The organism is Massilia sp. H6 (assembly GCF_024802625.1).
Lineage (GTDB): Bacteria > Pseudomonadota > Gammaproteobacteria > Burkholderiales > Burkholderiaceae_D > Telluria.
The window spans coordinates 1,531,453-1,544,669 of sequence record NZ_CP103371.1 but is presented as its reverse complement, the minus strand read 5'-3'; the positions used below and the strand labels follow the sequence as shown (position 1 = coordinate 1,544,669).

Below are 13,217 nucleotides of genomic sequence, written 5' to 3'. Positions count from 1 at the left end.
GGAATGGCGTTGGGCCTCGGCTGGTGCGCTAGTCTTCCAGCTTGCTCAGTTTTCCCAGGCAACGCCGCTGGAAGCTGTTCAATCCTTCAGTGACCAGGACATCGTCCTGCGCGAGCATTCCCGCATCGATCAGGATGCGCAGCTTGGCAATATGGTCTCCCTGCGCCAGAGACTGTGCCAGGTTCGACGCGTCCGGTTCGCCCGCCTGTGCAATAGCCTGCGTGACCTCGCCCGGAAAATCCCAGTGCGCCGCGATCACCGCCGACAATTGCCGGCTGCACGCCAGCAGCGCGATACCGAATTCGGGGGAAGCCGGCACCTTGCCATTCTGGCAAACCCGGTCGGCCAGGCGGAAGGCAACGATCAGGCCGACATCCTGCATCAGCCCGGCCAGGCAGGCAGAGAAAATGTCGGCGCTCAGTCCCGGCGCCATCAGGCTGGCGGCAACCGCGCATTTTTCGGAATGGTTCCAGACCTGCGGCGCTACCCGCCGCGCAAAACCGGCCTCGTGCATGCGGATGATCGGGCGAAAAGCGACCCGGGCCAGCAGCATGCGCAAGCCATTCTGCCCCAGCAGCATGATGGCGGCATCCATGGTCTTGATCGGGGTCAGCGGCCGGTAATAGGCGCTGTTGGCTTCGCGCAGCACATCGGCGACCAGCACGACGTCTTGCGCCACCTGCTGCGCCAATTCTCCGGTGCTGACGCTGTCATCGCGCAGGCTGCGCAGCAGCCTGGGGATCAGCTCCGGCACCCGCGGCACCAGTTCGGCAGCAAGGCCAGGGCTGTGCGCCAGGCTGCGCACCTGATCGAGAATATGGTGCTCGGTTTCTGGCAGTGCGAGCTCGCCGGCCGAACCCAGCAGCCAACGGTAATACAGCGCGTCGACCTGCCCGGCATCGGCCGGATTGGCGGCATCAAGATGCGCAGGCTCGGCCTCGACCGCCTGCGCCTGGGTGTCTGCACTGCTGCTCAATAAACGATTGATCCAATTTTTCATGCTAGCCCGCTTCGATAGACAGGATTGTAGCGCCGTTCGGTAGTGGGCAGGATGGCGGTCATGCAGATGGGGTAGCACAAAGAAAACCCGGCTGGAAACGCCAACGGCGCCCGCGGGCGCCTGGGTCTAACTGCCGAGCACAATGCTCGGACATGAACTGCCGAGCGCGATGCTCGGACATGGAATGAGGGAGAGCGAGCGCCAGGTATCTCCTGGCGTCGCCTCTTGCCGGTTGCATCCGGCGTTCGCTGCCGCAGTTGGCATGCGAACCGCTTCCGGACACAGGCGTTTCTTCAACGTTGTCTGCTTTCCGCGCCACGCTATCGTTGGTGACTGCGCCAGACCTCTGTGCCGTTTGTGATCTAAACGACCACAATTTAAGTATAACGTAAAAATCAAGCTTGTGTAGACGAGTTGTGCGCGGCGGCGGCTGGCGTCGCCTTTGCCGTCTTGCCCAAGCCGCCCAGCCGCGCTTTCAGGCGCGCGCCCAGGGGCACGGTCGGCTCCACATGGCGCGCCGTAGCGCCACCCTTGCCCTTCTTGCTGCGGCGCCATAGCATTACTGCGCCGGCAATCAGTAGCAGCAGGCCGGCGATGGCGCTGGCGACCAGCAGCCATGGCGTAGCGGCCTGCGGCGGCGCGGCGGGCTGGTTCTTCTTCGGCTTGATCGGTGCGGCGGCCGGCCCCGCCGCCGCCGCGGGGGTCGGTGCCGCGCCGACCGCTACCTGCAGCAGCTTGACCTTGTCTTCGAGCCCGTCGAGCTGCCCGAGCAGCGCGGCATTCTTCGCCTCCAGCACGGCGCAGGTGTTTTGTTCGGGATTGGCTTGCGGCGCGCAGGCGGCGGGCGCCGGTGCAAGCGCGACCAACGCTGCCGGCACCGGCACCGGCACCGGCCTGGCTGGGGGCGGCGCGATTGCCCTGGCCAGGCGCGGCGCGGCAACCACGGCTGGCTGTGGACGGACCGGCGCGGGCACGGGCGCTTCCATCCGCAGCTGACGCGGCTCGGGTACCGCTGCGCTGGCCACGACCGGCGGCACGGCCGCCACTACCAAAGGCGCCGGCGCTGGCTGCGGATCGGGCGACAGCCACAGGGTTGCCAGGCGCACGCTGCGCTGCGCGCCGTCGACCAGCTCCAGGTACAGGTGCAGGTGCGCCGGTTCGACCGGTTTGAGCGAGGTAATGTGCAGGAACTGGCGCCCCTCGCGCCGCATCACGGAAAATGTCAGCGTCGACAACACGGGTGGCATACCGACGTTTGCGCCGTGGTAGACGTCCGGATGCGCCAGGCGCACCCGGACCGGCGCGGCGGCGTCTTCGAGCATGATCAATTCGATATCGGCCACCAGCGGCTGGCCGATGAAGGAGCTCACGCGCGGCTCACCGAGCTCGGCGGCCTGGGCCGGTCCGGGCCCGGCGCCCAGCAGCGTACACAGCAATAACAGTAAAAGGCGGCAAGCCATATCGAACGCCAAAAATGAAGCCCAAGCGTCATTAACGGACATTGCGATAAACTCTTTAATCCCAGTATCGCATTCGACAGGACATGCCCATGGAAAACAGGATTGAAAAAGACAGTTTCGGCCCGATCGAGGTAGCGGCAGACTGTCTTTGGGGCGCGCAGACCCAGCGTTCGCTACACCATTTCCATATTTCGACCGAACGCATGGCGCCGGAACTGGTCGCCGCGCTGGCCCAGGTCAAGCGCGCTGCGGCCGCCGTCAACCGCTCGCTGGGCAAGCTGCCCTCCGACAAGGCCGGCGCCATCATCCGCGCCGCCGACGAAGTATTGGCCGGCGAACACCCGGACCAATTCCCGCTGGCGGTCTGGCAAACCGGGTCCGGCACCCAGAGCAACATGAACATGAACGAGGTGCTGGCCAACCGCGGCTCGGAGCTCATGGGCGGCGAGCGCGGCGAGCAACGCCTGCTGCACCCGAACGACCATGTCAACATGGGGCAATCGTCGAACGACATCTTCCCCACTGCCATGCACGTGGCGGCGGCCGTGGCCGTCGCGAAAAACCTGCTGCCGGCGCTGGGCCAGCTGCGCTCGACCTTGCTGCGCAAATCGCGCGACTTCGACGACATCGTCAAGATCGGCCGCACGCACCTGCAGGACGCCACCCCGCTGACCCTGGGCCAGGAATTCTCGGGCTATGTCGCCCAGCTCGAATTTGCCGAAAGCGCGATCCGCTCCAGCTTGCCCGGCCTGCTGGCCCTGGCGGCCGGCGGCACGGCCGTGGGCACCGGCCTGAACGCCCACCCCGACTTTGCGCAGCGCATTGCCGCCGAACTGGCCTCGCTCACCGGACTGGCGTTCAAGACCGCGCCGAACAAGTTCATGGCGCTGGCCGGGCACGATGCCCTGGTATCCAGCCACGGCGCACTGAAAACCCTGGCCACCGCGCTGATGAAGATCGCCAACGACGTGCGCTGGATGGCATCGGGCCCGCGCTCGGGCCTGGGCGAGATCAGCATCCCCGAGAACGAACCGGGCAGCTCGATCATGCCTGGCAAGGTGAATCCGACCCAGTGCGAAGCGCTGACCATGCTGTGCTGCCAGGTGTTCGGCAACGACGTGGCCATCACGGTCGGTGGCTCGCAGGGCAATTTCGAGCTGAACGTGTTCAAGCCCATGATCGCGCATAATTTTCTGCAAAGCGCGCGCCTGCTGGCCGACGGCATGCGTTCCTTCGACACCCATTGCGCCCAGGGTATCGAGCCCAACCACGATCGCATCGCCGAGCTGATGGAAAAATCGCTGATGCTGGTGACTGCACTGGCCCCGCACATCGGGTATGATCGCGCCGCCCAGATCGCCAAGACCGCGTCGCACGAGGGCCTGACACTGCGCCAGGCCGCGTTGCAGTCCGGTTTCGTCAACGCGCAGCAATTTGATCAGTGGATCGTGCCAATCGACATGACCCGGCCCGATGTGGTCGAGTAAGCGCACGATCGATTCCCCCCAGGCGCTCATCAATCGTACGCCCCCCTTACCCAGCCCGAGGATAGAATGCAAAAAATAGTTTTCGATTTGACATCAGAATTCGTCGAGATCAACCAGCTGCTCAAGCTGGTAGGCCTGGCCGACAGCGGCGGCGCCGGCAAGCACATGGTCGCCAGCGGCGACGTGTCGGTCGACGGCAAGCAAGAGCTCCGCAAGACAGCCAAGATCCGCCGCGGCCAGCTGGTAACGCTGGGCGATGTACAGATTCGCGTGCAATAAAGGGCGATAGACGGCTGCAGAATTACGGTTTATTGGCGGGCTTATGTTTGCGCGCTAACAAACAGAACGGGGCTTCCTTGTTTATATTTTAAGTCATCAGGCATCGACAAATATCAACGGCAAAAGGTGAAGCAATGGAAACCCCTAACCAGTGCGCGCAATCGCAACAGCAGCTCATCGGCGATCTGCGTATGGTGATAGAAAACGCCGAAGAACTGCTCAAGAACACCGATCACTACACCAGCGCGCTATACCAGAACGCCCGTGCCAAGCTGGCGCTGGCCCTGGAAGCGGCCAACGAAGAACTGGCGCGCTTCGAAGACGCCCAGCTCGAGCGCATGATGGCCGCCACCCGCGCCGCCAACGAACGCTTCCAGATCTACTCTGGCGAGCAGCGCATCCTGCGCGCCTTTCATTAAGCCGGCTGGCCGGCCCCGGCGGGCGCCGCGCCTTGCGGGCCCGTCACTACCGACACCACCACGCCGAGCTTGAACCAGCCTTGCAGCATGGCGCCAATGTCCGGCGCAGCCCCGCCCGATTCTTCTTTCCCGTCTGCCGCGCAGGCCAGCATGGCATCGAGCGCCTCGCCAAAACTGGCGCCCGCCAGTAACTGCTCCAGCACGACACCTTCCAGCCGATCGAGCTCCACCACCTGGACCGCCCAGCGCGGCCGCAGCACCAGCGCCACGCAGGGCACCTGCACCTGTGACGGCAGCGCCGGCCCACCGGCCTGGTGCGCCTGCCATAACGGCACCACTGCCCAGCGGCTACGCAGCAGCGCCAGGCTCGGGTGCAGGGTGAAGCGGACGGCGGCCAGCGCCTGCGGCGACAGCTGCGCCAGCACCTCGATGCAAGCCGGTGCCGCGTCCGGCGCCAGGCAGGCGCGGTGAACCGCCCATTCCAGGCGCGCCATGTCGGGCAGATAGGGCAAGCTGGCGGCCGGGGCGAAACCGTCCAGGAAACCCGCAAAGTGCACGCCGAAGCCGGCCAGGTCGGGGTCGTGCAAGGGCGTTGCCTTACCATAGACGCGCGCCAGTCCCTGGAAGAATTCTTCGCCGACGAGTTGGCGAACGACCGGAAAAGCCTCGCCCAGCGCGCGCTCCCAGCCAGCGGCCAGGTTGCCGCGGTAAAACGTCAAGCGCTCTACCCCACCCGCTGCCAGCAGCGGCGCCAGGCTGGCTTCGTGACGGCGATCGAGCAACGCGTCGCCGAATTGCTGCTGGAGTTCCGCCAGGTCGTCGTCGCTTGCGGTGTGCCGCCCCCATGCCGGCGCTGCCGGCGCTGCCGGCGCGGTCGCGGGTGGCGCGGGCTGCGCCGGCGCGACATCGTGGGCGACGGCGTCGGCCCGCGCCGCCTCGGCCAGCAGAATATCGAGCGCGGGCAGTTCGGCATCCCATTCGACCAGGGTCGGTACCCGGCCGAAGCGCTCGAGTGCGGCGCGGTACAGCTGCCACACCGGCTCGGCCACTGGCGCGCCGTGGTGGTCCAGCAGCGCCAGCGGCGTGGCCAGGTGGCCGGCCAGGTGGATTTCGCCGACGCTGCCCGGCGGCAGCGCCGCGAGCGCATCGAGCGCGGCCAGGGCGTCGGCGCCGTGGTTGTGCTGGTTGACGTAGAGATTATTCACATCGAGCAAGATGCCGCAGCCGGTGCGGCGCGCCAGCTCCACCAAGAATTGCGCCTCGCTCATCGCATCCGCGCGAAAGCGGACATAGGTCGAGACGTTTTCGAGCAGCAGCCGGCGGCCAAGGGCATCCTGCACCCGCTCGACGCGTTCGCACACCAGCGCCAGCGTCGAAGGTGTGAGCGTGACGGGCAGCAGGTCGTGGAGCTGGCGGCCGGCCAGTGCGCCCCAGCTCAGGTGTTCGGAGACGAGGAAAGGATCGACCGCCTCGGCCAGCGCGCACACGCGCGCCAGGTGCTCTTGCGAAAAGCCGCGCGCCGAGCCCAGGCCCAGGCCCACGCCATGCAGGCTGACCGGGTAGTCGCGCCGCAGCGTAGCCAGTACATGCCAGTCCCAGCCGGTGCGGGCCAGGTAGTTTTCGCTATGGACTTCGATGAAGCCGAGCGCCGGTCGTGCTTCAAGAAAGGCGCGGTAATGCGGCGCGCGCAAGCCGACCCCGGCCTTCATGCTGGCGCCCGCGGGCGCGACCGACATCGGTTTATTTCTGCGGCGCCGGCGCGGCCGGTTCAGCCTTGGCCGGCTGCGCCTTGCCTGGAACGAGCGCGCCGCCGATGCTGGTGCACGTGCCCTTGGCAACGAACTTCCATTCGTTCGGGTCGTTGTCGGTCTTGGCAGCGGCGGCGCAGCCATGGGTGGCGGTGCCGCAGTCGTTCTGGCCGGCCTTGGCGACCCCGTAGCAGGCTTCCTGGTCGGCCTTCGGCGCCCCCATGTCCTGCGCGGCGGCTTGGGTGGCGCAGACGCTGGCGAGGGCGGCGGCGATCAGGGCGTGACGGTTATTCATGCTGCTACTCCGGCTCTGGAATGGAAGGGGACAGTATTTATCAGGTGGGGCAAAGAAGCAAGGGCGGGAGCCACGCCAGAACGTCGCGGCCCGAGTCGCCTGGCGCCGCAATCAAGCCGTCGTGTTGATCTTGTTTCCCAGGTGCGCCGGCAAGTTTGCCGATGGCACCGCCGGCAGCGCGTCGAGTAGCTGGGTGGCGGTTGCGGCGTCGATCTGCTGGGCCTTCTTGAAGACAGCCAGGCTTACTTCCTGGCGGGTACCCGTTTCGGCCAGGCTGGTGGACAGCTTGGCAATGTTCGAGACATCCATATCATTCTCCGATTGAGGCGACTCTACCGTTATCGGCAGCCGCGAACGGAACTTGAGGATTGCTGCGCATCCAGCCGGCCAGCCAGGCGAGCACCCGGTCCGGATCGTTCAGGTCGAGCCAGGCCCTCCCGGCAAGGGCGCCGGGAGACGGCAGGTCGGAGACCACGGCGATGATGTCGGCATCGTCCGGGTACAAGGCCGGTTTGCCCAGCACCGGCCGGAATACTTCCAGCTTGGGGATGCGCTCCCATTTATAGCCTTCTACCAGCGTGAGGTCGGCCGGGGCCAGCCGTGCGAGGTGCTCGGCCAGCGAAGGTTCGGCCGCGCCGCGCAGTTCGCGCAGGATCGCCACGCGGTAGGGCGACGCGATCATGACCTCGGCCGCGCCGGCCATGCGCAGGCGGGCGCTGTCCTTGCGCGGCGCTTCGAGCTCGATGTCGTGATGGCTGTGTTTGACGATATTCACGCGCAGCCCCTGCCCCGCCAGCCGCCCGATCAGGTGCTCGAGCAGCGTTGTCTTGCCGCTGCCGGACCAGCCGACCACGCCCAGCACCGGGCCGCGGCGCGCGCCAGGGTCCGGGTGTGAGTCCGGGTGTAAGTTTGGATGTGATTCAGTAAGCGACACGGTAGCGGTAACCACGGAAGTTCAGGATTGCCGCCTTCGGCAGCAGGCGTTCCAGCACCAGCCCGGGGGCGACTTCTTCGCCTTCGCGGCGCAGCGTCTTGTCCACCAGGAGCAGGCGCTCGGCCGGATTCGGCGAATAGATATAGCCGCCAAAGGCTACCGTCGGGAGCTCGCGCTGCACCGCCTCGGGCAGCGACTGCGCCGGGCCGACGCTGTCGTCGGCACCCGGTGGATCGACCGGGAGCGCGGCCGCAGGCCGGGCGGCAGGCGCCGGCTCCGGCACGGCTGCGACGGCTGTGGCGCGGCGCCGAGGTTCGGGTTCGGGTTCGGGCTTGGATTGCCGTGGCGGTTCGACGCGGGCTGCGGCTTGCCTCGGCGGCGCAACGTCCGGCGCCGGCACGGCGATCGCGGCGGCCGGCACCGGCGCGGCGCTAGCTGCCACCTGCACGGCCGGCACGACTGCCGGCTGGCGCAGCACGAACGGCGCCGCCGCGGCCACCGCCAGCGCACCGGCCCCAAGGCCGATCAGCAGCGCCTTGCGGTTGCCGCCCGACGCCGGCGGTGCATACGAGGGCGCCGGCGCATGGATGGTGGGGGCGTTGCCGAGCTGGCGTTCGGCCTGGGCCTTCTTGAGGGCTTCGAGGATGTACGACATCGTTATTTTCCGGTGCCGGCTGCTGCCAGGCTGGCGCCCAGCAGGCGTGGCTCGGGCACGCCCGAGACCTGGTTCAGGCGCATGGTGGTGCGCGGGCCGGCCACGCCGTCCGCCTTGAGGTTGTGCGCGGCCTGGAAGCGCTGCAGCCATTGCCGCATGTCGGCATCGAAGGCGCGCCCGGCCGCCGGCGCCGGTGCAGCTTGATCCCTGGCCAGCTGCGCGGCGAGCCAGTCGACATCGGCGCCGCGGTCGCCTTCGGACAGCTGCTCGCGGAAACCGCGCGGCATGCGCCAGAGGGTCGTGAATTCGCCGCCGAAACGGCTAACAAAAGTGGCCAGGTCGATGCGCTCGCGGCGGGCGCCGGCGCCCAGGACCACGCCCTGGGCATCCAGCGCCGCCAGCACCGCATAGCCGGTGCGCGGCCCGTCGTGCAGGGTGACGACGGCGGGCCGGTCCAGCTGGCGCAGCTCGTACAGGCCGCCGCGGCCCTGGTGACAGCGCAACCCCAGGCGCTGGGCCGCTTCGCAAGAAGCAGCGCCTTCGAGCTGTTGCCCCCACAGCAGCGCCAGTTCACGCAGCGCTTCTTGCTCGTCGGCCTGCACCGGGGGGAACGGCGGCACCGCCGCGCCTACCCTTGCGGCCGCCGGCGCCGCGACCACCGGGATGGTCGCGCGCTCGGGCAAGATCTGCCAGGCCGCGGCAGCCACCGACGCCACGGCCAGCGCGGCCAGCACGCCGCCGGCTAGCCGCGGCAAGCGCAGGCGGCGTGCCAGCGGTTCGCCCGCAAACACTTCGGTGGCGGCCTTGGCCAGGATCTGGCGGGTTACCTGCGGACGGTTCTCGACATAGGCGCCCAGCAGCGCGCGGTCGCACAGCAGGTTGATGCGGCGCGGCACGCCATGGCTCAGGGCATGAATGGTGGGCGTCAGCGCAGGTGGGAACGGCATGCCGCTGGCACCGGCCACCGCCAGCCGATGCCCGACGTAGGCGCCGGTTTCCGGCTCCGACAGCGGTCCCAGGTGGTAGCGCGCGATCACGCGCTGCGCCAGCTGCTCCAGATCGGGACGGGCCAGCATGGTGCGCAATTCCGGCTGGCCGATCAGGATGATCTGCAACAGCTTGCGCTCGCTGGTCTCGAGGTTGGTCAGCAGCCGCAGCTGCTCGAGCACCTCGGCCGACAGGTTCTGCGCCTCGTCGATGACGAGCACGTTGTTCAGGCCCTGCGCGTGCGATGCCAGCAGGTAGCGGTTGATCGCATCGACGTAGCCTTTGAGGCTGAGTGGCGTGGCGGCCGGCGGCAGCGCGATGCGCAGCTCGTCGCACACGCTGAGCAACAGCTCCTCGACACTCAGGCGCGGGTTGAAGATATAGGCCAGGCGGCAGTTCTCGGGCAGCTGCTCCATGAAGCAGCGGCACACGGTGGTCTTGCCGGCGCCGATCTCGCCGGTGAGCAGCACGAAGCCGCCGCCGCTGCCAATGCCGTACAACAGATGCGCCAGCGCCTCCCGATGACGCTCGCTCATGAACAGGTAGCGCGGATCGGGCGCGATCGAAAACGGCGCGCCCTTGAGCTGGAAGTAGTGGTTATACATGCGTGGAGGGGCTAGCGCACCGGCTGCGGTTTGAACTTCGCGCAGTATATTTTGCTTTTATCGTTCACATAAGCAATCGTGCTGCCCGGGTTCGACACGCGCAAGGAAAACGCCGTGGCGTCGACCGGCTTGAAGCGGATGCCGTAGGCGGTGCGGATGCCCTGCTCCAGTTCTAGCGGGGTCGCATCCATGACGGCCGCGATGAATACCAGTTCGTTGCTGTCGTCGCTGACCATGAATTCCTTCACCTCGACGCCCCACAGCGCGGCGCCTTCGGCCTTGAACCACCAGGCCCCGCCCTCGCGCTTGTAGGCCGGTCCGAAGGCGGTGCTCAGGTAATCGTGGAAATAACGGTTGTCGAGCTGGCTGCGGCACAGCAGCGCATGGCCGATCACCGGCCCCAAGGTCGAAGGCATGGCCTGCACCACGCCGCCCGGCACCAGCGTGCACAGAAGCGGCAGCACGAGAGAGGCGAGACGCGGCGAGCGCAGCGGCAGCAGCAGCATGGGAATCAGAGTTTCGACAGCCAGGCGCGGTTGGCCGCGATCTTGGCCTTGACCGTGGCTGGCAGGGCGTCGAAGCAGCCCGGGTGCTGCTTGAGCGCATGCTCACGCACTTCTTTCTGCATGCCATTGACGATGAAGACGTAGACAGCCGCCCCGTCACTGTTGGTGCGGGTGCCCATATAGCGAATCACGAAGGTTCTCCTAGCATGCCGCCATTATGCCACCGCCCGGGGTGGCAATGCCACCCGGCTGGCGCGCGGCGACCACCCCAGGAGCCGCCGAGCGCGCGCGGGGTGGACACGTCTGTTGCGCGGGCGTTAGGCTAGAAGTTCACCTTGAACTGCGCTCCCAGCGTACGCGGCTCGTTCAGGATGCCGGTCAGGTTGTCGAAATCGATCGCGCCGACCACCTGTACGCGGTCGGTGATGTTGCGCGCGAACGCGGACACCTCGTACTTGCCGTCGTTCCACTTGTAGCCAGCGCGCAGGCCACCTTCGAGCAGCGCGCGTGCCTTGTACTCTTTCGCTTCGTACAAGAACATGTTGTAGGTGGTGCGGTAGGCCCAGTCGGTGCTGGCGAAGAAGTCGCCGTCGGCCAGCGGCATCGTGTACGACAGGCTCACGTTGGCCTGCCATTTCGGTGCGCGCGGCAGCGGGTTGCCGTCGATGCGCACGGTGCCGGGGAAGGGGCCGGCCGGATCGACCACGGTGCAGCCGGCGCGCCCGCCGGTATTGGCGAAGTTGCCGCACTGCTGGACGAACAGGGCGCTATCCTTGATCTCGGTGTCGTTGTAGCTCACGCCGGTCGACAGGCGCAGGCCATCGGCCAGCACCGCCTGGAAATCGAGCTCGACGCCCTGCCCGGTCACCTTGTCGGCGTTGATCAACTGGTTCATGTTGATCACGCCGCTGCCGGCAGTGAGCTGCTTGTCATTGACGCGGTACTGGAACACGCTGGCCGACAGGCGTGCGCGGCGGTCGAACAGTTCCTGCTTGATACCCGCCTCGTAGGACAGGACTTTTTCGGCATCGGCAAACGATGGGCGATCAAGCAGGCCGTTGAGGCGGCCCTGCATGCTCGGTGCACGGTAGCCGGTGGCGATGCGGGCGAACAGGTTGGTGTCGGCATCGAGCGCATAGGTGCCGCTCAGGTCCCAGCTGATGTTGGTCGAGTCGTTGTCGATGATGAACGGGCCGGCGGTGGTGGCCTCGACGCGCCGCGCCGAGAAGTTTTTCTGGTCGCTGGTGTAGCGCAGGCCGCCGCGCAGTTTCAACCTGTCCGACACCGTGTAGTTCAGCGAGCCGAAGGCCGCCCACGATTCGGTCGACTGGTTCTGGGTCGCGAAGAACGGGCTTTGCGGATTGCCCGGCGCCAGCGAATTGAAGCTGATGCTGTCGATCTGGATGTCTTCGTTGAAGTAGAACAGGCCGCCGATCCACTGCAGCGGGCCAGTGCCGTTCGACTCGACGCGCAACTCCTGGGTGAACTGGCGGTGGTGCGGCAGCAGGTCGGCCGTCTCCACCGAGAACGGAATATAGCCCGGGCCCATCGGCTGCGCATACACGGCGCCGTAGCCGCCGTCGACGTCGGCGCGGCTGTAGAAATCGGCCGACTCGTAGCCGGTGATCGAATGCAGGGTGATGTTCTCGAGGTTCCAGCGCAGGCGCATGTTGGCGCCCTTGGTCTTGAGGGTCTGCTGGTTGATGCCGTCGGTCGGGTAGCTGGCGTAATCGAAGCCGTCCACTAGGTCATTGGTGCCGGCCTTGATGATGTTGGCGCGGAACAGCGTGGCGTTGTTGTCGAGGTCGCGCATATGGACGTTCAACAGCGCGCTCATTTGCTTGTTCGGCTGGAACAGCACCTGGATGCGGCCGGCGTTGTCGTGATAGCCCTCGAAATCGCGGGTGCCGGTCGGGCGCGGATTGTGCACGCGGTCGTCGCGGTTCTGCGACTGCAGCGACACGCGCGCGGCCACCGTCTGGCTCAGCGGCAGGTTGAACGCGCCCTCGGCATTCCGGGCGCCATAGTTACCCACGCCCAGGCTCAGGTAACCTTCTTGCTTGAAGACCGGGCGCACCGAATCGAACTTGATCACGCCGGCCGGCGAATTACGCCCGAACAGGGTGCCCTGCGGGCCGCGCAGCACTTCGATCTGCTCGGTATCGAATACCGGGAAGCCCTTGAGCATCGGGCTTTCCTGCACGATGTCGTCGACCACCAGGCCAACCGGCTGCGATGCGTTCAGGTCGAAGTCGGTATTACCCTGGCCGCGAATGTAAAAGCGCGGGAACGAGCGGCCGTAGTCGGATTCCACGTTCAGGCTCGGCGAGCGGCCCGACAGGAAGCGGATATCCTGGCCGCCGGCGGTGAGGGTATCGAGCTTGTCGCCGCTGAGGGTAGTGATCGCCATCGGCACTTCACGGATATTCTCGGAGCGGCGCTGGGCCGTCACGATCACCACGTCGAGGCGCTGGCCTGCCTGCGCGGCCGGTGCTTCCTGGACGGCGCCGGCTTCTTGCGCCAGGGCCGCGTCGAGGGGAAAAGCACTGGCAATGGCCAGGCACATCAGGGTGCGGCAACGTGGGAAAGCGCGGCGTGTCATGGGTATCCTCGAATGAGTTGGACGAAAAGCGGACTGGTAAATACGCAACTATAGCAAGCCGGCAACTGTGTACTCAAGCAAAGTTTACAGCTTGTCTAGCCTGGCAACGGGTTCGCAAGGGGCGTACGCACCACACCCCTCATCAGTAAAAACATTCGCAAATTCAATCACTTAGGCAAATATTCTCTGGCATCTAAGCGAGCACTGCCTACAATATTTGCATACCACTTAAATACCTGT

At 66.4% G+C, this 13,217-nt stretch carries 14 protein-coding genes; 3 read left to right on the top strand and 11 right to left on the bottom strand.

Features of this window, described 5'->3' with window-relative positions:
* Positions 1-28: 28 nt before the first annotated feature.
* On the bottom strand, positions 29-1,000 hold the full coding sequence (locus tag NRS07_RS06870) for an HDOD domain-containing protein (RefSeq protein ID WP_259212058.1): 972 nt from the start codon (positions 998-1,000) through the stop codon (positions 29-31).
* 395 nt (positions 1,001-1,395) lie between these two features.
* Positions 1,396-2,460, bottom strand: a complete 1,065-nt coding sequence (locus NRS07_RS06865; RefSeq protein WP_259212056.1) for a FimV family protein — start codon at positions 2,458-2,460, stop codon at positions 1,396-1,398.
* Positions 2,461-2,549: 89 nt separating this feature from the next.
* On the opposite strand from NRS07_RS06865, the gene fumC reads away from it, so the two are divergent.
* From fumC to NRS07_RS06850, 3 genes are all read left to right on the top strand, one after another.
* Positions 2,550-3,947, top strand: coding sequence for a class II fumarate hydratase (gene fumC / locus NRS07_RS06860; RefSeq protein ID WP_259212054.1), 1,398 nt, complete (start codon positions 2,550-2,552; stop codon positions 3,945-3,947).
* A gap of 66 nt (positions 3,948-4,013) precedes the next feature.
* A complete protein-coding gene (locus tag NRS07_RS06855; RefSeq protein WP_259212051.1) occupies positions 4,014-4,226 on the top strand; it encodes an RNA-binding S4 domain-containing protein in 213 nt (70 codons plus the stop codon).
* A 134-nt stretch (positions 4,227-4,360) separates the two neighbouring features.
* Positions 4,361-4,645 (top strand): DUF883 family protein, encoded by a 285-nt coding sequence (locus NRS07_RS06850; protein ID WP_259212050.1) that lies wholly within the window; start codon positions 4,361-4,363, stop codon positions 4,643-4,645.
* Here NRS07_RS06850 and NRS07_RS06845 read toward each other — a convergent pair.
* The 9 genes from NRS07_RS06845 to NRS07_RS06805 all read right to left on the bottom strand — a co-directional run bounded on the left by NRS07_RS06845 (position 4,642) and on the right by NRS07_RS06805 (position 12,977).
* Positions 4,642-6,381 (bottom strand): DUF692 family multinuclear iron-containing protein, encoded by a 1,740-nt coding sequence (locus NRS07_RS06845; protein ID WP_259212049.1) that lies wholly within the window; start codon positions 6,379-6,381, stop codon positions 4,642-4,644. The two genes, NRS07_RS06850 and NRS07_RS06845, sit on opposite strands and share 4 nt — an antisense overlap.
* Positions 6,382-6,385: 4 nt before the next feature.
* The gene (locus NRS07_RS06840) at positions 6,386-6,688 is read right to left on the bottom strand and encodes a DUF2282 domain-containing protein (protein ID WP_259212047.1); all 303 of its coding nucleotides are present in this window, start codon (positions 6,686-6,688) and stop codon (positions 6,386-6,388) included.
* Positions 6,689-6,799: 111 nt separating this feature from the next.
* The gene (locus NRS07_RS06835; RefSeq protein WP_259212046.1) at positions 6,800-6,997 is read right to left on the bottom strand and encodes a YjfB family protein; all 198 of its coding nucleotides are present in this window, start codon (positions 6,995-6,997) and stop codon (positions 6,800-6,802) included.
* Position 6,998: 1 nt separating this feature from the next.
* A complete protein-coding gene (gene mobB / locus NRS07_RS06830) occupies positions 6,999-7,550 on the bottom strand; it encodes a molybdopterin-guanine dinucleotide biosynthesis protein B (protein WP_259212045.1) in 552 nt (183 codons plus the stop codon).
* Positions 7,551-7,608: 58 nt separating this feature from the next.
* Positions 7,609-8,277, bottom strand: coding sequence for a general secretion pathway protein GspB (locus tag NRS07_RS06825; RefSeq protein WP_259212043.1), 669 nt, complete (start codon positions 8,275-8,277; stop codon positions 7,609-7,611).
* Between the two features lie 2 nt (positions 8,278-8,279).
* Entirely contained in the window at positions 8,280-9,869 is a 1,590-nt protein-coding gene (locus NRS07_RS06820) for an AAA family ATPase (RefSeq protein ID WP_259212041.1), read from the bottom strand.
* A gap of 11 nt (positions 9,870-9,880) precedes the next feature.
* A complete protein-coding gene (locus NRS07_RS06815) occupies positions 9,881-10,375 on the bottom strand; it encodes a hypothetical protein (RefSeq protein ID WP_259212039.1) in 495 nt (164 codons plus the stop codon).
* 5 nt (positions 10,376-10,380) lie between these two features.
* On the bottom strand, positions 10,381-10,566 hold the full coding sequence (locus NRS07_RS06810) for a hypothetical protein (RefSeq protein WP_259212037.1): 186 nt from the start codon (positions 10,564-10,566) through the stop codon (positions 10,381-10,383).
* A 131-nt stretch (positions 10,567-10,697) separates the two neighbouring features.
* Positions 10,698-12,977, bottom strand: coding sequence for a TonB-dependent receptor (locus tag NRS07_RS06805; RefSeq protein ID WP_259212035.1), 2,280 nt, complete (start codon positions 12,975-12,977; stop codon positions 10,698-10,700).
* Positions 12,978-13,217 lie beyond the last annotated feature (240 nt).